Source organism: Flavobacterium tyrosinilyticum, assembly GCF_023656565.1.
Lineage (GTDB): Bacteria > Bacteroidota > Bacteroidia > Flavobacteriales > Flavobacteriaceae > Flavobacterium > Flavobacterium tyrosinilyticum.
The window spans coordinates 898,927-919,422 of the sequence record NZ_JAMOKG010000002.1 but is presented as its reverse complement, the minus strand read 5'-3'; the positions used below and the strand labels follow the sequence as shown (position 1 = coordinate 919,422).

18 protein-coding genes are annotated in these 20,496 nt (G+C 34.2%); 3 read left to right on the top strand and 15 right to left on the bottom strand.

Annotated features, from left to right (window positions below):
* Window positions 1–82: 82 nt before the first annotated feature.
* A complete protein-coding gene (locus NCC77_RS11835; RefSeq protein ID WP_250835744.1) occupies window positions 83–997 on the bottom strand; it encodes an EamA family transporter in 915 nt (304 codons plus the stop codon).
* Between the two features lie 109 nt (window positions 998–1,106).
* Between NCC77_RS11835 and NCC77_RS11830 the strand changes: the two genes are divergently transcribed.
* The gene (locus tag NCC77_RS11830) at window positions 1,107–2,528 is read left to right on the top strand and encodes an aminotransferase-like domain-containing protein (RefSeq protein WP_250835743.1); all 1,422 of its coding nucleotides are present in this window, start codon (window positions 1,107–1,109) and stop codon (window positions 2,526–2,528) included.
* Between the two features lie 365 nt (window positions 2,529–2,893).
* Here NCC77_RS11830 and NCC77_RS11825 read toward each other — a convergent pair whose 3' ends face one another.
* The 6 genes from NCC77_RS11825 to aspA all read right to left on the bottom strand — a co-directional run bounded on the left by NCC77_RS11825 (window position 2,894) and on the right by aspA (window position 9,844).
* Window positions 2,894–3,841 (bottom strand): bestrophin family protein, encoded by a 948-nt coding sequence (locus NCC77_RS11825; protein ID WP_349306046.1) that lies wholly within the window; start codon window positions 3,839–3,841, stop codon window positions 2,894–2,896.
* Window positions 3,842–3,962: 121 nt separating this feature from the next.
* Complete coding sequence (locus NCC77_RS11820; protein ID WP_250835741.1) at window positions 3,963–4,685, bottom strand: hypothetical protein; 723 nt, start codon at window positions 4,683–4,685, stop codon at window positions 3,963–3,965.
* Between the two features lie 82 nt (window positions 4,686–4,767).
* On the bottom strand, window positions 4,768–6,150 hold the full coding sequence (locus NCC77_RS11815; protein ID WP_250835740.1) for a HAMP domain-containing sensor histidine kinase: 1,383 nt from the start codon (window positions 6,148–6,150) through the stop codon (window positions 4,768–4,770).
* Between the two features lies 1 nt (window position 6,151).
* Window positions 6,152–6,826, bottom strand: coding sequence for a response regulator transcription factor (locus NCC77_RS11810; RefSeq protein WP_250835739.1), 675 nt, complete (start codon window positions 6,824–6,826; stop codon window positions 6,152–6,154).
* Between the two features lie 164 nt (window positions 6,827–6,990).
* Window positions 6,991–8,277 carry a BamA/TamA family outer membrane protein gene (locus NCC77_RS11805; protein ID WP_250835738.1) on the bottom strand — a complete coding sequence of 429 codons (1,287 nt, stop codon included), beginning with the start codon at window positions 8,275–8,277 and terminating at the stop codon, window positions 6,991–6,993.
* 157 nt (window positions 8,278–8,434) lie between these two features.
* Entirely contained in the window at window positions 8,435–9,844 is a 1,410-nt protein-coding gene (gene aspA / locus NCC77_RS11800) for an aspartate ammonia-lyase (protein ID WP_250835737.1), read from the bottom strand.
* Between the two features lie 157 nt (window positions 9,845–10,001).
* Between aspA and NCC77_RS11795 the strand changes: the two genes are divergently transcribed.
* Window positions 10,002–10,580: a pentapeptide repeat-containing protein gene (locus NCC77_RS11795; RefSeq protein WP_250835736.1), complete on the top strand. Its 579-nt coding sequence runs from the start codon at window positions 10,002–10,004 to the stop codon at window positions 10,578–10,580.
* Between the two features lie 22 nt (window positions 10,581–10,602).
* Here NCC77_RS11795 and NCC77_RS11790 read toward each other — a convergent pair whose 3' ends face one another.
* The 6 genes from NCC77_RS11790 to glyA form a co-directional block, all read right to left on the bottom strand.
* Complete coding sequence (locus NCC77_RS11790) at window positions 10,603–12,009, bottom strand: MFS transporter (protein WP_250835735.1); 1,407 nt, start codon at window positions 12,007–12,009, stop codon at window positions 10,603–10,605.
* Window positions 12,010–12,048: 39 nt separating this feature from the next.
* Window positions 12,049–12,615, bottom strand: coding sequence for a TetR/AcrR family transcriptional regulator (locus NCC77_RS11785; RefSeq protein WP_250835734.1), 567 nt, complete (start codon window positions 12,613–12,615; stop codon window positions 12,049–12,051).
* A gap of 106 nt (window positions 12,616–12,721) precedes the next feature.
* Window positions 12,722–13,219: a GNAT family N-acetyltransferase gene (locus tag NCC77_RS11780; RefSeq protein ID WP_250835733.1), complete on the bottom strand. Its 498-nt coding sequence runs from the start codon at window positions 13,217–13,219 to the stop codon at window positions 12,722–12,724.
* 2 nt (window positions 13,220–13,221) lie between these two features.
* On the bottom strand, window positions 13,222–14,262 hold the full coding sequence (locus NCC77_RS11775; protein WP_250835732.1) for a GMP reductase: 1,041 nt from the start codon (window positions 14,260–14,262) through the stop codon (window positions 13,222–13,224).
* Window positions 14,263–14,534: 272 nt separating this feature from the next.
* On the bottom strand, window positions 14,535–15,128 hold the full coding sequence (locus NCC77_RS11770; protein ID WP_250835731.1) for a MiaE family protein: 594 nt from the start codon (window positions 15,126–15,128) through the stop codon (window positions 14,535–14,537).
* 137 nt (window positions 15,129–15,265) lie between these two features.
* On the bottom strand, window positions 15,266–16,540 hold the full coding sequence (glyA, locus tag NCC77_RS11765; protein WP_248726427.1) for a serine hydroxymethyltransferase: 1,275 nt from the start codon (window positions 16,538–16,540) through the stop codon (window positions 15,266–15,268).
* 109 nt (window positions 16,541–16,649) lie between these two features.
* On the opposite strand from glyA, the gene fahA reads away from it, so the two are divergent.
* Window positions 16,650–17,936, top strand: a complete 1,287-nt coding sequence (gene fahA, locus NCC77_RS11760; protein ID WP_095927644.1) for a fumarylacetoacetase — start codon at window positions 16,650–16,652, stop codon at window positions 17,934–17,936.
* A gap of 101 nt (window positions 17,937–18,037) precedes the next feature.
* Here fahA and NCC77_RS11755 read toward each other — a convergent pair whose 3' ends face one another.
* Entirely contained in the window at window positions 18,038–19,222 is a 1,185-nt protein-coding gene (locus tag NCC77_RS11755) for an endonuclease/exonuclease/phosphatase family protein (protein ID WP_250835730.1), read from the bottom strand.
* Window positions 19,223–19,435: 213 nt separating this feature from the next.
* Window positions 19,436–20,476 carry an agmatine deiminase family protein gene (locus NCC77_RS11750; protein WP_250835729.1) on the bottom strand — a complete coding sequence of 347 codons (1,041 nt, stop codon included), beginning with the start codon at window positions 20,474–20,476 and terminating at the stop codon, window positions 19,436–19,438.
* Between the last annotated feature and the right edge of the window lie 20 nt (window positions 20,477–20,496).

Below are 20,496 nucleotides of genomic sequence, written 5' to 3'. Positions count from 1 at the left end.
AATAGTCATTCCTGTTTAAACATCCTGTTAAGATTCTGGTAATTTTCGATTTTAAACCAATAAAAAATATGAAAACTATGAATTAAGAATCTTTGGATATTGAGGTAAATTTCTGCTTTATTGCAAAAATATGATGTGAATTAAAAACCAACACTGCAGTAAAAATTATACCGTACGCTGTAATTTGCAAAGGTGTAATGTTTTCTCTGAAAAAGAAGGCCGCCAAACCAAATGCAATCATCGGATTGATGTTTAATAACATTCCAACTGTTGAAGAATTGATTCCAGAAAGCGCATACAAATTCAGGAAAAGCGGAATAATTGTAAACAAAATTGCAATTGTCTCTATAAAGAAATAGAATTTAAACTCTGTTGGAACTGGTCCTCCGTAACTTGGATAAAATGGCAATAAACATAATGCTGATAAAGTTATATGAAAAGTTAAAACAATAAACTTATCAAACCCTTTATTGGCACGCTGACTTACTAAATAAGCCGCATAGGTTAAACCAATAATAATACTGAACAGCATATCCATTATGTCACTGTAAGAAAGCAATATACATCCAGAAATGCTTAATCCTACAGAAAGCCATTGTGTTTTAAGCAGTTTTTCTTTTAGTATGAAATAAGCCAATAAAGTCGTTAAAATGGGACAAACCAAATAAGCCAAGGAAGCTGCTTTTACGCTTACATGATTCACTACATAAATAAATGTAAACCAATTGGCCATTAAAAATACGCTTCCGCCAATATTCAGAAGAATCGATTTTCTTTTTTCTGATTTTGGTAAAGCTCTAAAGATCTCAACGGTTTCTCTTATTTGTTTTCTTTTAAACAAAAAAGCAATTAAAAGCATTAAACCAGCACAACTAAAAACACGAAAAAACAAAATATCTAATGACGGATATTCGTGTATTGGCTTTAAGACCAAACTAAAAAGTCCCCATATAATAAAGGCTGAAATCGCCGCGATATAATATTTTGTTGTCTTCACAAAATTGCTTTTTGAATTGTTTTGTTTTGATTTGGCAAATTTCTTAAAAATAAAACAGCAATACAGATACAGTTTTTGTAAATTGCAGCATAACAGTTTTTATTTTTTTATGAAAAATTCGAATTACTTATATCTTCAATTTGCTGACCGAATCGAGAAACAGATTAAATCGGGCGTTTTAAACGTTGGCGACAAACTGCCTTCTATACGCGAAGTCTGCGCCGAAACGGGTTACAGCATGAGTACCGTAAGTAAAGCCTATTATGAAATTGAAAGCCGTTCTCTCATCGAATCTCGACCACAATCTGGCTATTATGTGAGTAATATTTCTGCTCGAGTAATTGCTGAACCTTCGGCAAGCAAACCGCAATTAAGCCTAGAAAACATTGAACGCGAAGATTTAATCGATTTGGTTTACGGCGATATGCGAACTAAAGATGTTACCATGCTTTCGCTTGGTTTTCCGTCCAATGAATTACTTCCGATTGCTAAATTGAATAAAGGAATGGTCCAGGCAATGCGACAATTACCGAACAGCGGAACGAGTTATGAGGAAATTCAAGGAAATAGCAATTTAAGAAAAGAAATTGCGCGATGGTCGTTTACGTGGGGCGGCTCTCTAACTGAAGAGGATATTATCACTACTCCTGGATGCATTTCTGCTATTTCAGATTGCTTATTAACACTGACTAAACCGGGAGATACGATTATTACAGAAAGTCCAGTTTATTTTGGAATCCTGCAATTGGCGCGATCTTTAGGCTTATATGTAATGGAGCTCCCTACCAATATGACGACAGGAATCGAATTGGAAGCGGTCAAAAAAACACTTTCTACCAATAAGGTAAAAGCTTGCGTTTTGATGAGTAATTTTAGTAATCCGTCGGGAAGCATGCTGCCAAATGAACATAAAAAAGAAATTGTTCGTTTGATGGATTTCTACAATGTTCCACTAATTGAAGACGATATTCATGGCGATCTATACTTTGGTACAAGTCGACCAACTAATTGCAAAACTTATGATGAAAGCGGCATTGTTTTGTGTTGCAGTTCTGTTTCTAAAACTTTAGCGCCAGGTTATCGAGTGGGTTGGGTTTCGCCAGGAAAATTTAAAAAAGAAGTTTTAAGAACGAAATTATATCATACTATTTCTAACACCACTATTACACATGAAGTGGTTGGAGATTTCTTGAAAAATGGCCGTTATGAAAATCATCTGAGAAAAATTCGTCAGATTTTGAATCGAAATTGTACTAATTATATCAATACCGTTTTGGAATCTTTTCCTGCAGGAACAAAAGTGAGCCAGCCTCAAGGAGGCTTTTTCCTTTGGGTAGAATTGGATAAAAAAATTGATACAGCGGCTTTTTATCATTTAGCGCTCAAACATAATATTAGTATTGCTCCAGGTAGGATTTTTTCGTTTCAGAATCAATTTTCAAATTGCATGCGATTGAGTTTTGGATTGCCTTGGTCTAATGAGTTGAGAACTGCTATTCAGACATTGGGGAAATTGGCGAAGCAGTTGTAATCGCCATTTTTTGTCATTTCGACGGAGGAGAAATCTTCGCGAGAAGCTCGACAAAGATTGGCAAAGCAATTGTGAAGTTCCAATAATCAACGTAACATTTGTCATTTCGACGCTAGGAGAAATCTCCACGAGAAGCTCGACAAAGATTGGCGATTTTCTTTACGGAGTTTCTAGTGTGATTTCTCCTCCGTCGAAATGACAAAACTTTGGGTTATTTCTGTATCTATTTACTTTGCGGAGCTCCTTACGAAGATTTCTCCTCCGTCGAAATGACAAAACTGTGAGATTATTTTTTTACAAAAAAACTGGACAGCGCAACTACACACTGTCCAGCCAACAATTAAAAGCAGACCAAAATTAATTAGTTATAAGACAAAATAAGCGTCTTTTTCGACTTTCTTAGGCTCGTCTTTTAAGTCAAATTCTTTCAGGATATCAAACTCACTTTGATATTCGTTTAGCATTTGCTTGATGTTTTTTTCAATTGTATTTGCAATTGCAGTAACTGGAGTATCTGTTGGCCTGTTTTCAAACGGATCTTGCAAATGAATCGCCATTCTTTCGATCAAAAAGAAAGCACCTCCAATTGCAGTAATCAACGGAATTGCGAACCAGCTTAAAACGCTCGTTAATCCGAAAGGCAATAGAAAAATGAACAAACACAAAGTCAATCTAATATACATACTGTATGTTGTTGGGAAAATCGTGTTTTTAATTCGCTCACATTTCCCCATTTCATCACATAATCTAGACAGAGTATTATCGATTTCAACCTGCTGATACATGTTGATTTTCTTTTCATTTTTAGCAATTCGTAAATCTCTTGCATGAAGCATCAAAATTGCATTTGGAACGTTTTGATGATTTTTGATGTATCTGATTTCTTCTTCGCTAATTAAGCCTTCAATCGGTTGTATTGCATCTCTGTTTCGAAGCGACTGACCTAAACTGTAACACCAAGCAATTTGTCTTTTAGCAAAATTTTCTTTGAATTCGCTTGCTTCAACAGAGAAATCTGGATCTTCGTAAAATGTTAAAACCTGACGAATCAAAGTTCTGGAGTCGTTTACAACAGCGCCCCAAACAATTCGTGCTTCCCACCATCTGTCATAAGCCTGATTCGACTTAAAAGCTAATAGTAAGGAAATTATGGTTCCGATCATAGTCGGAATGGCAATCGGGATATCTACAGGAAGATTGATGAAATAATGATGAAAAATCTCAAATAGTATGGTATACGCTAATACCAATACAATTTCTACTTTAATTTTCCCGAGAACGTACTTCATTGGTATTCTTTTCTTTAATAACATATTTTCGGTTTTAAATTAATATTTTTTAAGAGTCTAAGATTCTAAGTTTCTAAGATGCTAAGAATTAAAAAGCTTAGAGACTTACTGTCTTAGAAACTTAGAAACTTAGAATCTCAGACTCTTAAACCATCTCTTCGTACAATGAAAGAACAGGAAGTCCTAGTTTTTCATTGACATTTTCTTTTTTCGATTTTTTAAATTTGATTTTTTCGCCTTTTCTGGTTTCTACCAAGACATCAATATTGTGTTTTGAAATGGCTTCGGATAAGAATGGAGCAACTTTTTCGTAGTCGTCTTCAAAACTGGCAGTTTGACTTACAATCTCAAAAGAGAAATTGGCGCTCAAAAAATCTTGAACATCTTTTACATGAATGTTCATACTAGAATTTTCTACGTAAAGTGCTTTATGGAAAACTTCTTTATTAATCTCTGTGCTTAAATGTAGAATTGGGCATTTCTGATTTCCTGCCAATTGCACCAAATACTGATGGATCCTTTTAGTTTCTTGTTTATAAGAATGGGTAAGAATGACCAATTTGACTGAAAAAGCTTCAATTAGCCTTTTAAAAATCGGTGCTGAAAGTCCGTATTGGTTGTGAACTTTTAATTTTATGTTTGAAGTGTGTTCAACAACATATCGGCAGGTTTCTAGAACTTCTTCCTGACTTCTGGTAAGTCCAGATTTCATTTCTCTTAAAAAACCAGAAGAAGAAAACGTATCGGGCGCTTCTGAAACTAATACTAAAATAATTTCTGATTCCGTATTTTTGGACTGATTCACCGCAGATTTAACAGCAGAGATTGTATCATCTTTTAAAGTCGTAGGTATAAGAAAGTTTTTCATAAGTACATCTTTTAGTTTATACTTACAAAATAACTGTCCGCAAATTAGACCTTAATTAATCTAAAATTAGAATTTTCTAAAATTAAACATTAGATTTTTTAATGTTGCCTTTTTTAAAGATAATCGTGACAATTGTTCCTTTATTTTGCTCCGATTGCACTTGAAGTTCGCCATCATGCATTCTAATGATTTTAGAAGCTAATGGAAGTCCCAAGCCGTATCCTATATACTTGGCAGCGATTTTACCTCTAAAGAAAGGCTCGTACAAATGCGGAATATCCTCAGGCGGAATTCCGATTCCGATATCATTAATCGATATTTTAATCATTTCTTTATTAGCAGAAAGACTCACAAAGACTTCATTGTTATCAGAATACTTTACTCCGTTGGTAATAATATTATTGATTGCCAATTCTAAAAGCGGTCTATTGCATGGCAACAATAATAAGTTAGAATCTTCTGGAGCAAAATTAAGTCTAATGCTTACGCGATTGTCTGGATAAATTTTATCTAAATCTGATTTTACATCCAATAACAATTCGTCCATTCGGGCAATATCAGACACTTGTTTTTGTCCGTCATAACCCGTTTGAGTCAATTTCAGCAAGCTTTCCGTTAAGTTTCCTAATCTTGAAGCCTGACTGTAGATGTTTTGCAGCGACTCTATATATTCTTGTTGCTCTCTTTCTTTCAGCAGCATGATTTCTGCTTCGGCAATAATAGTTGTAATTGGCGTTTTTAATTCGTGAGAGGCATTATTAATAAAGTTGGCTTGGATCTCGAAAGACGTTTCCAAACGATCCAGCATGTTATTAAAAGTATTAGTCAAATCTGAAATTTCATCAGAATTTTTAACCTCAGGCAAACGATTATGAAGATTAGAAGCACTAATTCTTTTTACTTCTTTCGTAATCCTTGCCACTGGATCGACAACACGTTTTGCTAAAAATCGCCCTAAAAGAAAAGCCAGAATCACAAAACCGATTCCGCCAAAAAGCATAATTTTAACAATATAAACGGTCGTATCTTTTCCTTTTCGATCTCTCGCACCAACAATTACAATATATTTTTGATTGTTTTCTTGAAAAATCTGTCCCAAATAATATTTGTTATCTCTTTCAAAAGAATCTTTTCCTGTTCTTAAAATATTGGTATAAAAAGAATTTGGAAGATTTAGATTGGTATTGTAATCAAAACTGTTGTGGCTGTTGATTTTCAATACATATTCTTCTTCCTCGATCAATTCTTCAAGACCATTCTTTTTAAGGTTCTTGTAATATTTGATCTTTTCTGGGTCTTTTTGAAAATGAATAGAAGAAACAATTTTTGCTCTATCATCCAGACGCTTCAAAAAATGATATCGATTGTTTTCTCTAAACAAGAAAAACACGATGATACACAATAGCGAAGTACTGAAGGTAGAAAGGGCAACGTAATTAAAAGTAATTTTTTTTCTAATATCCATATTATGGTTTTATAACATACCCCAAACCTTTCATAGTATGAATAAGTTTAGACGAATAAGGCTTATCTATCTTTCTTCTTAAGTATGTAATATAGACATCAACAACGTTGGTATTCATATCAAAATTAATATCCCAAACATTATCCAAAATCTGATCGCGCGATACGATTCTACCTGTGTTTTTAGCCAAATAATATAAAAGTTTGAATTCTTTGGCTGTTAAAATGATGTTTTCTCCATCTCTTTTAACGGTTTTGGCGCGTCCGTTTATTTCTAAATCAGCAATTGTGATGGTATCTATTTTTTCTGTTTCCTGTTGCGATCTTCTGTACAGCGCATTTACTCTGGCATCTAATTCGCCAAATTTAAAAGGCTTAACCAAATAATCGTCGGCACCAGCATTTAATCCTGTTACAATGTTTTCTGAAGTCCCTAAAGCCGTTAAAAGTAAAATTGGCACAAAGTTTTTTGCTGCGCGAAGTCTTCTGCAAATTTCAATTCCATTAACATCCGGAAGCATAACATCCAAAATCACTACATCGAAGGTATAATTATGAATCATCTCCATAGCCGTTTTACCGTCCATTGCAACGCTTACTTCATTATTATTTTCTGCAAATCCTTTTCTTAATATTGATAATAGATTTGGTTCGTCTTCAACTATAAGTAATTTCATCTTAAGAAGTTTGTATATACAACAAAAATAAGAATACAATTTAACATAATTTGGCACATCAATACAAATTATGATTTAATTATGAAGAATCAAAAAAGCAGACACGATAGCCTACTTTTTGATATTATTTCGCACTTAAAGTTTCTGATTCCTAATTTTTGAGATTAAAAAGTCTCTCCAGCATTCAAATAGAATCCTTTAGAATTGTTACCCCAAGCATAATCCAAAATCAGATTTGTTTTGGAAGCTTTATCAATTAAGATTCTCAAACCAACTCCGGCTGCTGGTTGTATTGATTTGAATAATTTTAAATCATTATCAGAATTACTGGCTGTCACAAAATTGGTAAAAACCGTACCGCTTAACAATTGATTGCATGTAATGGGAAACCTAAATTCTGTAGACAAATAAACCAACCCATTTCCTCTAAATAATCCCTGCGTATACCCTTCTCCGCTCCTACTGCGCTGATCCCAGCCAATTGCAGGAAGATTTAAATACGGAACTTTTCCTCTAGTCACAAATTGCCCGTACGTCCAAATAGCTAAAATATAATGCGGATTTTTATGAGAAACAGGAATAAAATGACGGTATTCTGCAAATAGAACATTGCTATAATCCTGATTATTAAATAGAACAGGATTAAATCTATAATTTATGTTGGCAAACCAACCTTTTGACGCATTGACTTGATTATCACGAGAATCGTGAACCAGATTCAGGCTAACTCCATTTAAAAAATATTCAGAATTATCAAATCCGTATTTTTGGCTGTAATTGTAATGATAAGTATATTTTCCGTTTGCAACATCCAATTCCTCATCTTGTATCCTTGAGTACCAGTCAATATTTATACCCCCTCCGACATAGTAATTTTCTTTAACCTCAAAAGAAACCGTTTGATGGAACTTCAAATAATTATAATCCATTGCCTGAGCAAGAGAATCTACACTAAAACCTGGAGGGCGGTCACGTCTTGGCGGAATAATATCGGTTCCTAAACCATAATTAGGCTGCGAAAACAAATACAATCGATAATCTCCACTCAAAAAGATTTTATTATTTTTCAGCAGAATATTGTTTTTAATGTTAACCAGCCACTGATTTTTTACCGTATAAGTAATTCCTACGTTGGCAATTGAATATTTGTCTTTTTCTTCTTTTCCTTTAAAGGTGTACTGAGCCACAGCACCAAAAAAGAAACCTGTTGCAGGCTGTGAACCAATTGCGGGAATTAATAAAAAGAAATTGTTCTTTGTGGGTTTAACAACCAAAGCATCGTCGTCTTTCTTAAAAAGATCAAATAATGTTTTAGGAGGACAGATTGTTGGAGTTTCGATTTCAGGATTTTTAATTTCCTGTTGAGCAGATAAATTAAAAGAAATAAGAAGTAATAATCCTAAGATTTTAGACTTGTATTGACCGGCATTATTTTTTAAAAAAATCACCATTACAAAGTTTTGTTTTAGGAATCGAGATTCAATACTCTTGTAAATATAAGTCTTATTTTCAACATCTTACAAACTAAAACTAATTAATTCAAAAATATTTTAACAAAAAAAGCCGTCAAAAATAAATTTGACGGCTTAGAGATATTATCTCAAAATACTATTTAGTAATAAACTTTGGGTGAATTAAGTTCTCTAGAGAATAAATTTCATCCCATTTTTCTTGAGTGATTAGTTTTCGCTCCAAAACAGCAATTTGATGCACGCTTTTACCTGTTTTTAAGGCTTCTCCAGCAATACTTGCACTTTCTTCGTAACCAATAATCGGATTCAATTGCGTTACGATTCCGATACTATTCATAACCATATTATAGCAATGGTCAACATTTGCAGTGATTCCGTTGATGCATTTATCAATTAAAGTCTGAATCGCATTTGAAAGATAATCTAACGAAGTAAACATCGCAAAAGCAATAACAGGCTCCATTACATTCAATTGCAATTGTCCTGCTTCTGCTGCCATTGTAACCGTTAAATCTTGCCCAATTACATAAAAACAAGTTTGATTTACCACTTCTGGAATTACTGGATTTACTTTTCCTGGCATAATAGACGAACCAGGTTGGCGTGCAGGAAGATTAATCTCATTTAAACCTGTTCTTGGTCCAGAACTCAATAAACGTAAATCATTACAGATTTTAGAAATCTTAACCGCAGAACGCTTTAAGGTTCCCATAATCTGAACGTAAGCTCCTGTATCTACCGTTGCTTCAATCAAATCTGGCGAAAGCGTTAAAGGAATTCCAACCTCATCTGCCAGATATTTTACGCAGATTTCTGGATAACCTTCTGGAGCATTTACTTTTGTTCCAATCGCTGTTGCGCCCATATTAATTTCCAACAATAATTCCTGAGCATTTTTCAAACGTTGAATATCTTCGCCAATTGTTGTCGCATAAGCTTTAAATTCTTGTCCCAAAGTCATAGGAACAGCATCTTGCAATTGCGTTCTTCCCATTTTTAAAACTTCTTTAAACTCCTCGCCTTTTTTAGCAAAAGCAATTTCTAAACCAGCTAAAGTTTTAATAAAGTTTTCCATTTTTAAATACAACGCAATTCTAAAAGCTGATGGATAAGCATCGTTTGTTGACTGAGAACAGTTTACATGATTGTTGGGATGAAGGAAATTGTATTCTCCTTTTTTATGACCTAAATATTCTAGTCCGATATTGGCAATAACTTCGTTTGCATTCATGTTTACAGAAGTTCCCGCGCCACCCTGAATTAAATCACTCACAAATTCCTGATCAAATTTACCCGCAATAACTTGATCGCTTCCATAACAGATTGCTTCGGCAATTTTAGGATCAATTGCGCCACAGTCTTTATTGGCTAAAGCTGCAGCCTTTTTTACATATCCCAAAGCTTTTATAAATAAAGGTTCTTTTGAAATCGGAATTCCTGTGATGTTGAAATTCTCCACAGCTCTAAAAGTCTGGATTCCGTAGTATAAATGATTTGGAATTTCTAATTCTCCTAAAAAATCATGTTCCTTTCTTGTTGGTTCCATATAATAAAAATTGATATGTTTTAACTTAAAAAATAAGTGTAAAGCTACAGCATTTTATGGATTAAAAATGAGAATGGAATCAAAATCATTTATAATTTGTTCCCATTATTTTATCATAAATTATTACCTTTTCACCTTAAAATAATTATCGAAAAGGTTGAAAAAAGAAAGCGAATATTTTCTTGATAAAGAGTACAATACGATTGTTTACGCCAAAGATGACTTAAATTTTAAAGACTTCGAATGCTGTGTTTTTAACAATTGTAACTTTTCTGCCTGCACTTTTTTGGCCGTTACTTTTATCGATTGTGTTTTTAATGATTGCATTTTCAGTGAAGCAAAAATTAATTATGTTGCTTTTAGAACCGTAACATTTAATCGATGTGAAATTAAAGAAGTGAATTTTGCCATGTGCGACAAGCTCATTTTTGAAGTTCGCTTTAATAATTGTATTTTGGATTTCTCTAAATTTTATACTTTAAAATTAAAAGGAACTCCGTTTACCAATTGCAGTTTAATAGCGGTAGATTTCATGGCCGCAGATTTAACCAGCGTAATTTTCGATAATTGCGATTTATACCGTTCTGAATTCAACAAAGCTATCGCCAACAAAGCCGATTTTAAAACAAGTTATAATTATACTATTGATCCGTCTAAAACGAAATTGAAAAAAGCTGTTTTTTCTTTGAATGAATTGAAAGGATTATTATTTACACATGACGTGATTGTCAGTTAATCATAACCCTATTTATTTTTCACTATTCTTTTCTTTTTTTTGGAAGAACCGACTTTGGCAGCAAAAATAAAATCAGCAGTACACTTATTAAACAAAACAAATGAATAAATGTGCCATAGAAAAAAGCGTTATAAAAATGCTTGAAATCTGTATTTCCTTTTACAAAATAATAGAATACACTTCCTGTTAATGTAATTCCCAATGCACCAAACAATTGTTGTACCGTAGAATAAACTCCTGATGCATTTCCAATCAGATTTTGAGGGAGATTTTTCAAGGCAACATTAGCAAATGAAGGTAAAACCAGCGCTACGCCAATACCATGCAGAAACATTATTAAATATCCTCTAAAATCAACTATTGGATAATAAAAAAGAAAAAGCTGCAAAATGATTGCTGAAATGAGAAGCAGCACACCAAAAATCAATACCGATTTACCAAAACGCAGTACTAGTCTAGCTGATAAAAATGACGCCAGAATAAATCCGCTTCCCTGAAATACAATAAAATATCCTGCCTGCATGGGAGAAAGCTGAATCCCTTCTTGTAAAAAAACAGCAAGTAAAAAAAAGTAGGCATCAAGCATTAACATAAAAAGAGCAGACGCTGAAACCGCCATATTGAAATTCCGGTTCTTAAACAGCTCAAGGTTTAATAAAGGTTCTCTTTTACTTGATTTACTTTTTATCTGCCTGAATATAAAAACACAAATAAATACGAGTGATACTGGCAATGTAATTTTAACGAGACCGTTTTGTTCTAAACCAACAGCCATGGAAAAAACCAATAATGCGAGCCCAATACATAATATAAAAGCACTCCAGTAATCCATTTGTAAAGAAGAATAATCTCGGGACGGATTGAGATAACGAATGGCCAGCAAAATCCCTGAAGCACAAATAGGAATATTAATAAGAAATATATACCTCCAGGATTGATCAATTAAAAACGGTTTGAGTTCTACCAGAAAACCACCTAGAAACTGCCCCAGCATAGTGCCAATTCCAATCGCAATTCCATACCAACCCATCGCATAAGTGCGCTCTTTATGATCTTTAAAAAGAACTTGTATATAAGACAAAACCTGAGGAGACATGAATCCTGCGCTTATTCCCTGAAAAAACCTCAAAATAATAAGCTGGTCAGTTGAATCTGCAAAACCACAGCCTGCAGAGCTAATCATAAATAAGAGCATTCCTAAAACAAAAATTCTCTTTCTGCCGAAATAATCTCCAGTCTTACCACCAATTATAAGGAAAGAAGCAAATCCAACCATATACATGGCTACAACTAACTGAATTTTTCCATTACTTGAACCAAGCCCACGTTGAATTGACGGAATAGCAACGTTTACAATAAATATATCTAAAATAGTAAGCAAATGTGCAAGCAGCAATATAAGGAGCGAAATGTATTTTTTATTTTTCATAATATATAGAATAGTCTATCTATTTTTAATTAAAAAAAATCAGAAAAACTGATTTATACTTTTTTTTACGGCTTTAAGATCATTCGTATTTCCGTTGATACCTGCTGAAACAACAGCTCCTTCTATCATTAAAAAAATACTGTTTTGCAGTGCATTTTTTTCTATTAAAAGCGTTTTTACTGTACTGATTTCATCCACTAATCCATTAATATACTCACGCTGGCGCTCTTTATGTGCCAGAACAAACTGTTCTATTTTTTTATCTTCTCTACCTATTTCAGCATTTATTTTTATGAAATGGCATCCGGAAAAATTTGATTCCTCCTGAAGTTTAATACGATAATCAATTAATTTAAGAAGCTTTTTTAACGGCTGCTTCTCGTCTTTCAAATAGTCATCTAGATTGGCAAAATATTCTGTTTCCTGCTGCTCCAAATAATGGTATAATAAATCACTTTTAGATTGATAATGCTTATAGAGCGAACCAATAGCAATATCTGCCTCAGCAATAATCTGGTTAATTCCTGTACTATTAAATCCCTGATGATAAAACAGACGAGACGCTGTATCAAGTATTCGTTCTTTTACACTACTTTTCTGTTTCATTTTTTTTGTCAAAGATAAAATAAAAATATATAGAGTTATCTATTTTATTTCAAAATAAAAAAAATCACAAAAGTTGTGATTTTAAATTTCATTGATTTGGAATTATTTACAGAGCTTTCCCCATAACATAATCCTCCATCAAATATCCATTCCCAATTTCTATATCAACCGTTTCTTTGATATCAAAACCTAGCTTTTTATAGAAATTTAATGCGGTATTAAAGCGATTTACGTTTAATAAAAGCTCTTTTGAATTATTCTCTAAAGCCATTTTTGCAATTTCTTCAAAAACAATTTTACCATAACCTTTTCCTTGCGTTTCTGGCAAAAGGTAAATTTTATGAATTTTGGTAATCGCTTCGCTTTTATAATGATGCTCAATTCCAATAAATCCGATTACAGCATTAGAATCTGAAATCAAATAAAACAACTGTTCTTTATTTTGAATTTGTTTTGAAAGTGCTTCATCAGAATAAATCAAATCCAACATATAATCCAGCTGCTCTTTTGTTAAAATTTCGCCATACGTAATCGGCCAAGTTATGTGCGCTATTTCTTGAATTTTAGCAATATCTTCAACAAATGCTTCGGTAATTTTAATCATATTTATTTTGTAAAAACTTGATTTTCTTGCTCGCTTACGCGGATGAAAGTCGTTCGTTTAGTCAATTCTTTTAATCTTGAAGCTCCTACATAAGTGCAAGTGCTTCTTATTCCGCCTAATATATCTAAAACAGTTTGAATCACGTCTCCTTTAAACGGAACCTGAACTGTTTTTCCTTCGCTTGCTCTGTATTCTGCAACGCCTCCAGAATGTTTATCCATGGCAGTTTTAGAACTCATTCCGTAAAATTGTTTGAATTTTTCGCCCTTTACTTCTATCAGTTCTCCACCACTTTCTGTATGTCCAGCGAGCATTCCGCCCAACATTACAAAATCGGCTCCGGCGCCAAAAGCTTTGGCAACATCGCCTGGAGTTGTGCAACCGCCATCGCTGATAATATGTCCACCTAACCCGTGAGCTGCATCGGCACATTCGATAATAGCCGATAATTGCGGATAACCAACGCCTGTTTTAACGCGAGTTGTACAAACAGAACCAGGACCAATTCCAACTTTTACAATATCAGCACCAGCTAATAAAAGTTCTTCGGTCATTTCGCCAGTAACTACGTTTCCTGCAATAATGATTTTGTCTGGATATTGTTTTCGGGTTTTCTTTAAAAATTGAACAAAATGTTCCGAATAACCATTTGCAACATCAATACAAATAAATTTCAGTAATGGATTTGCAGAAATTATTGCACCTATTTTATCAAAATCCTCTTTTCCTGTTCCTGTGCTTACAGCAATATAATCGTAAAAATCAAGAGTTACGTTCTTTAGAAATGCATTCCATTCTTCTAAAGTGTAATGTTTATGAATGGCCGTAAAGAGTTTTTCTTTTGCTAAAACTTTTGCTATTTCAAAAGTTCCAACCGTATCCATATTGGCAGCCATTATCGGAATTCCCGTCCAACTTGCTGTACTGTGCAAAAATTTGAAATTTTGTTCTAGTGAAACTTCAGATCTGCTCTTGAGCGTTGATCTCTTAGGTCTAAACATTACATCTTTAAATCCTAATTTCAAGTCCATTTCTATTCTCATAGTTCGAGATTTTGGTTACTCTCAAATGTAAGGAATTTTAGATTGTAGACTTTAGATTTTAGATTAACAAAAACTTGAACTTGTGAACAATTACTGACTTGCGTTTGAGAAAGCTCTTTTTAATTCCACAAAGATTCACAAAGATATCACGGAGATTCACAAAGTTTCTAATTGGAGCGCGTTTCGACTTCGCTCAACGTGACAAACGTAAAAACTGAGATCTCAGACTGCGACTGAACACTAAAAAACCTGAACACTGAACACTAAAAAAACTACCCGTGTATCGTCTCTCCTTTTCCGTAATTCGTAATTATAGATTCTTCAAAAGCCAACCATTCTCTCCAACGCTTTTCAACATCTATTCCAGTTCCGTATTTACGTGCGTAGGTAATGAATGTTGTATAATGCCCTGCTTCACTTTCCATTAATTCTCTGTAGAAAACAGCTAATTCTTCATCTTTAATATTCTCAGAAAGCACTTTAAAGCGTTCACAGCTTCTAGCTTCGATCATTGCGGAGAACAATAATCTTTCTACAAGTCCAGAAACACGGCTTCCGTCACCGCTTTTTTTCATGTATTGATATAGTTCGTTTACATAATCATCTTTACGCTCACGTCCTAGTTTTAGTCCTCTTTTGATGATGATATTATGAACTTGTTCAAAATGATCTATTTCTTCTTTGGCTAAAGCCAATAAATCTTTCACTAAATCCTGATGTTCAGAATTATTTGTAATGATCGTAATCGCATTTGTTGCCGCTTTCTGTTCGCACCAAGCGTGATCCGTTAGAATTTCTTCAATGTTTTTCTCAACAATATTTACCCATCTTGGGTCGGTTGGCAATTGTAATCTTAATACGCCCATGTCTTTTAATTTTTTTCAGGTTTATTTTGTTTCAGGTTTCAAGTTTCTTTTCTAAACGAAAAAAAGTTTAAAGTTTCATAATACGTTTATTTACGCATTACAAAACTTTAAACTTGAAACCTTAAACTTTAAACTAATTAATACGCAAAAATTGGTCTTTCGCTCATTAATTCGTTTACTTCTTCAGCAACTTCTTCAATAACGTCTTCGTTTGTATGATCAGTAAGAACTTTATCGATTAAAGCTACGATAGTTTCCATATCTTTTTCAACTAAACCACGAGTTGTGATTGCAGCTGTTCCAACACGAATTCCAGAAGTGATAAATGGAGATTTATCATCAAAAGGAACCATGTTTTTGTTTACTGTAATTTCAGCTTTTACTAATGCGTTTTCAGCTTCTTTACCCGAAATATTTTTATTTCTTAAGTCAATAAGCATCATATGGTTATCTGTTCCGCCAGAGATAATGTTGTAACCTCTTTTTACGAAAGCGTCAGCCATTGCATTTGCATTTTTTTGTAATTGCATTGCATAAGTAAAGAACTCATCTTTAAGAGCTTCACCAAAAGCAACCGCTTTAGCAGCGATAATGTGCATTAAAGGTCCACCTTGATTTCCTGGGAAAACAGCTAGATCTAATAATGAAGACATCATTCTGATTTCTCCTTTTGGAGTTGTTAATCCTTGTGGATTTGGGAAATCTTTCCCCATTAAAATAAGACCTCCACGTGGTCCTCTTAATGTTTTGTGAGTTGTTGTAGAAACAATATGACAATGTGGAATTGGATCGTTTAATAATCCTTTTGCGATAAGACCTGCTGGGTGAGAAATATCAGCAAATAAGATTGCTCCTACGCTGTCAGCAATTTGTCTGAAACGAGCAAAATCCATATCACGAGAATAAGCCGAAGCTCCAGCGATGATTAATTTTGGCTGTTCTTTAGTTGCAATTTCTTGAATTTTATCATAATCTAAACGACCAGTTTCAGCATCTACACCATAGAAAACTGGACGGTATAAACGTCCTGAGAAGTTTACTGGAGAACCATGAGTTAAGTGACCACCATGAGATAAGTCAAAACCTAAAATCGTATCACCAGGATTCAAACAAGCATGATAAACAGCTGTGTTTGCTTGAGAACCTGAGTGAGGCTGTACGTTTGCATATTCAGCGCCAAATAATTCTTTAGCTCTGTCAATAGCAATTTGCTCAATAACGTCAACTACTTCGCAACCGCCGTAGTATCTTTTGCCAGGATAACCTTCAGCATATTTATTAGTTAAAACAGACCCTGCTGCTGCCATTACTTCATCACTTACAAAATTCTCAGAAGCAATAAGCTCTAGTCCGTGAATTTGTCTTTCTTTCTCCTCTTGGATAAGATCAAAAATTTGTTCGTCGCGTTGCATTTTTTTGTTTTTCGTTAATTTCACGCAAAAATACAAAAAAACGTTTGTCAAACTGCTAGATTATGATATATTTGACAAGTAATTTTTCAACAAATAATTAACATTAAACATGCCAATAACTGCCAACGATACCAGTAGAAAATCATGGTTAGAAGTGCCAGAAAATAGCGACTTCCCCATTCAGAATATTCCTTTCGGTGTATTTCTTACTAAAGAAAATGTCGTTACCGTAGGAACGCGAATTGGCGATTACGCCATAGATTTAGGGGCTTTACAGCAATTAAACTATTTTGAAGGAATAGAATTAACCGATGATATGTTTATGCAGGATACGCTAAATGATTTTATTTCTGACGGAAAAAAAACATGGCGTTTAGTTCGAAATCGTATTGCAGATATATTCGACGAGACTAATCCACAATTAAGAGATTCAACAAAACATAGAGATATTGTTATATTTAAAATTGAAGATGTAGAGATGCAACTTCCTGTTTTAATTGGTGATTACACTGACTTTTATTCTAGTAGAGAGCACGCTACAAACGTGGGTAAAATGTTCCGAGATCCAGACAATGCTTTGTTGCCAAACTGGCTTCATATTCCGGTTGGATATCATGGAAGAAGTTCTACCATTGTACCATCTGGAATTCCAGTTCACAGACCGATGGGACAAACTTTGCCAGCTGGACACGACACGCCTGTTTTTGGTGCTTCACGTTTAGTAGATTTTGAATTAGAGACTGCTTTTATTACAACAGATGTAAATGTAATGGGCGAAAATATTTCAACTTATGAAGCTGAAGATTATATTTTCGGAATGGTTTTACTAAATGACTGGAGTGCTCGCGACATTCAGAAATGGGAATATGTGCCACTTGGGCCATTCTTAGCTAAGAACTTTGCGACTTCTATTTCACCTTGGATTGTGACTATGGATGCTTTGGAGCCTTTTAGAACAAAGGGACCTAAACAAGATCCAACACCACTTCCGTATTTGCAGACCAAAGGAAAAAAAGCTTTTGATATTCATTTGGAAGTTTCCTTAAAACCTGAAAATCAAGAAGAAGAAACTATTATTTCAAGATCTAATTTCAAATATTTATACTGGTCAATGAGTCAGCAGTTAGCACATCACACTTCTAATGGATGTCGTGTAAACTCTGGCGACATGATGGGTTCTGGAACAATTTCTGGTCCAACTCCTGATAGTTTTGGTTCTATGCTAGAATTAACTTGGGGAGGAAAAAATCCATTGAAGCTAAAAGACGGAAGCGAACGTAAATTTATTGAAGATAATGACACTGTAATTATTCGTGGATTCTGTGAAAATACGGAAGTAAGAATTGGTTTTGGAGAAGTTTCTAGCCAATTGCTACCTCCTTTCATTAAACAATGAAGAGCAGATAAAACTGAAGAAATATAAAACAAAAAACCTTGGTTATCCCAAGGTTTTTTTATGCTTTATTTAATCTCGTAAATTAAAAGGCAAAGTTTTATTTATTCCAAAACCACCTTTACCCAAACCAAACGATGATCTGAACTTGATTCCCGTTTTTCAACCAATTCCGACATTGGTTCGCCTTTGGCTGGCCAGAATACACCGCTGCTGATAACCCTAAATCCGAGCCTGGATGGCAATACGTAATCAGCTCTCATTCTCCAAAAAGCTGTATGATTAACTCCAAAAGGATTTTCAGGACTAAATTCAGCACCACCTTTACTAGCAGGCGTAAAGTCGCTATTAATTTTCGGACTCTCTACTAAGGATTTTATACCTTCTCTAATAGCATCCCCTTCAACTGGCGAAGCGTTTTGATCACCCATTATAACAAATCGAGAATTAGGAGACAAACCGCCTTTAACGCCTTTATCATCATAAATGTACGAAGCTGAATTATCTGAAATATAATCTCTCCAGAATCGGATTTCATCATGATTTCTTTTTCCATTGCGATCTTCAGCACCGTCAAAAGTAGGAGGAGTTGGATGACTGACTAAAACATGAACCGTTTCATTGCCTATCTGCACAGGAACATCCCAGTGAGATTTTGAAGATAATGGAAATTCTTTCCATGCTTTTTTGCTATACCAATCCGATCCATCTGCTTTTTTGGTAAGCAATGCTCCTGGCATATCTTTCCATTTAAAATGTTGAAAAGTACGAACCGCCGCAACATCAATAGGATATTTAGACAAAAGCATCATCCCATATTGACCAGGATACATGCCAAATGCCCATGCATCATTTCCAAAACTATCCAACTTTCCATCATTGTTCAAATCGTACGGACTTGACTGACCCGTATTTACTGTTGAATAATAGTAGTACGGATAATCAATAGGTGTTGCTCCCCCTTGACTCACTTTCAAGTAATTTTTAATAAACGTCTTTACACCAAGTTCAGGATCTTTAATATAATCAAATTCGTTTAGCAGAATAACGTCTGGCCTAACAGTCTGAATAATTTGAGCGATATTTCTAATTTGAGTATTATGCCCTGAATTAAGCTGATAAATCAATATCTGCTCCGATTTTCCCATTGCGCCTTTGGGAGAATAATTATCAGATTCCATACTCACATTGTAGGTCGCAAATGTAAGTTCTGGTTTTTCCTGCGACTCAGACTGTGAAAAAAGAACTCCGGAAGAAAGCACGGAAAGGATAAAAAATATTTTCTTCATATAAAATAAATCTGCATTTCTGCATTATTGAACATACGAATATAAGAAGGATGTTAGTACACACGGCAAATCCGTCTGTTAAATATACAACAAAAAAAAGCTGCCACTTTTGGTGACAGCTCAAATAATATAAGAAAGTCTCTGTATATCTGATCATTTTATCACAGATTAAAAAGATCAAAAGTGATTTTTTTTAATCTATGGCTACTATTTTTACGCAGGAATCTGCTGACTTAAACAATGCAATGTTCCAAATCCCCAAATAAAATCAATACAACTTATACCGATTACTTCGCGATCAGGGAAACATTCTGCTAATATATTTAAAGCTACGCGATCATTACTATCGTTAAATGTTGGCACTAAAACACAATTATTCAAAATCAAAAAGTTTGCGTAACTTGCTGGTAAACGTAAATCTTCAAAATCTACACGTTTTGGCATTGGTAACGCTACAATTACTGGCGCTTTTCCGTTTTCTAATTTTGCGTTTTGCAAACGTTTCAAATTATCCTGCAAAGGTTTGTAGTTTGAATCGGTTTTATCAGTTTCTACAATAGTGACAATGGTATCTTCATTTACAAATCGGCATAAATCATCAATATGACCGTGTGTATCATCGCCTTCAATTCCGTCTCCTAACCAAATTACATTGGTAACTCCAAGATATTCTTTAAAAACGGCTTCGTAATCTTCTTTGGTAAATCCAGGATTTCTCACCTGAATTGTTGGGTGCATTAGACACTCTTCAGAAGTTAGTAAAGTTCCTTTTCCGTTTACATCAATGGCTCCTCCTTCAACAATTACGGGTTTTCCTTTGTACATCACCTGAGTTAAAGGAACATCAATAAAATCTGCTACTTTACCAGGAACAAATTTATCTAATTGATAATTTTTATATTTCGCCCAACCGTTGAAATTGAAATTCAAAGCTTCTCTTTTAGAACCATTTTTTACAATAATTGGTCCAGAGTCACGCATCCAGCTTCTGTTGGTTTTATGAATGATATAAGAAATGTTTTTAAGATTTACACGAGCTCTTTCAAGCATATCAGCTACTTTTTCTTTTAGCTTTTCATCGGCAACCACTAAAAAGACAGTTTCAAAAGTCGCTACTTTTTTAATAAACTCTACAAAAGCCCATTGAACAGCTTCGTATTTTCCTGGCCAATCGTTACCATTGTGCGGAAAACACAATACAATTCCTTGTTGTTTTTCCCATTCTGCTGGAAATCTTCTATTATCTGTTGACATAAATACGTTCTAATTTAGAA

Excerpts from the sequence above, each read along its gene's own strand:
- NCC77_RS11830 (WP_250835743.1), top strand. The coding sequence starts at position 1,107 with ATGAAAAATTCGAATTACTTATATCTTCAATTTGCTGACCGAATCGAG.
- NCC77_RS11825 (WP_349306046.1), bottom strand. The coding sequence starts at position 3,841 with ATGTTATTAAAGAAAAGAATACCAATGAAGTACGTTCTCGGGAAAATT.
- NCC77_RS11820 (WP_250835741.1), bottom strand. The coding sequence starts at position 4,685 with ATGAAAAACTTTCTTATACCTACGACTTTAAAAGATGATACAATCTCT.
- NCC77_RS11815 (WP_250835740.1), bottom strand. The coding sequence starts at position 6,150 with ATGGATATTAGAAAAAAAATTACTTTTAATTACGTTGCCCTTTCTACC.
- NCC77_RS11810 (WP_250835739.1), bottom strand. The coding sequence starts at position 6,826 with ATGAAATTACTTATAGTTGAAGACGAACCAAATCTATTATCAATATTA.
- NCC77_RS11805 (WP_250835738.1), bottom strand. The coding sequence starts at position 8,277 with ATGGTGATTTTTTTAAAAAATAATGCCGGTCAATACAAGTCTAAAATC.
- aspA (WP_250835737.1), bottom strand. The coding sequence starts at position 9,844 with ATGGAACCAACAAGAAAGGAACATGATTTTTTAGGAGAATTAGAAATT.
- NCC77_RS11790 (WP_250835735.1), bottom strand. The coding sequence starts at position 12,009 with ATGAAAAATAAAAAATACATTTCGCTCCTTATATTGCTGCTTGCACAT.
- NCC77_RS11785 (WP_250835734.1), bottom strand. The coding sequence starts at position 12,615 with ATGAAACAGAAAAGTAGTGTAAAAGAACGAATACTTGATACAGCGTCT.
- NCC77_RS11780 (WP_250835733.1), bottom strand. The coding sequence starts at position 13,219 with ATGATTAAAATTACCGAAGCATTTGTTGAAGATATTGCTAAAATTCAA.
- NCC77_RS11775 (WP_250835732.1), bottom strand. The coding sequence starts at position 14,262 with ATGAGAATAGAAATGGACTTGAAATTAGGATTTAAAGATGTAATGTTT.
- NCC77_RS11770 (WP_250835731.1), bottom strand. The coding sequence starts at position 15,128 with ATGGGCGTATTAAGATTACAATTGCCAACCGACCCAAGATGGGTAAAT.
- glyA (WP_248726427.1), bottom strand. The coding sequence starts at position 16,540 with ATGCAACGCGACGAACAAATTTTTGATCTTATCCAAGAGGAGAAAGAA.
- fahA (WP_095927644.1), top strand. The coding sequence starts at position 16,650 with ATGCCAATAACTGCCAACGATACCAGTAGAAAATCATGGTTAGAAGTG.
- NCC77_RS11755 (WP_250835730.1), bottom strand. The coding sequence starts at position 19,222 with ATGAAGAAAATATTTTTTATCCTTTCCGTGCTTTCTTCCGGAGTTCTT.
- NCC77_RS11750 (WP_250835729.1), bottom strand. The coding sequence starts at position 20,476 with ATGTCAACAGATAATAGAAGATTTCCAGCAGAATGGGAAAAACAACAA.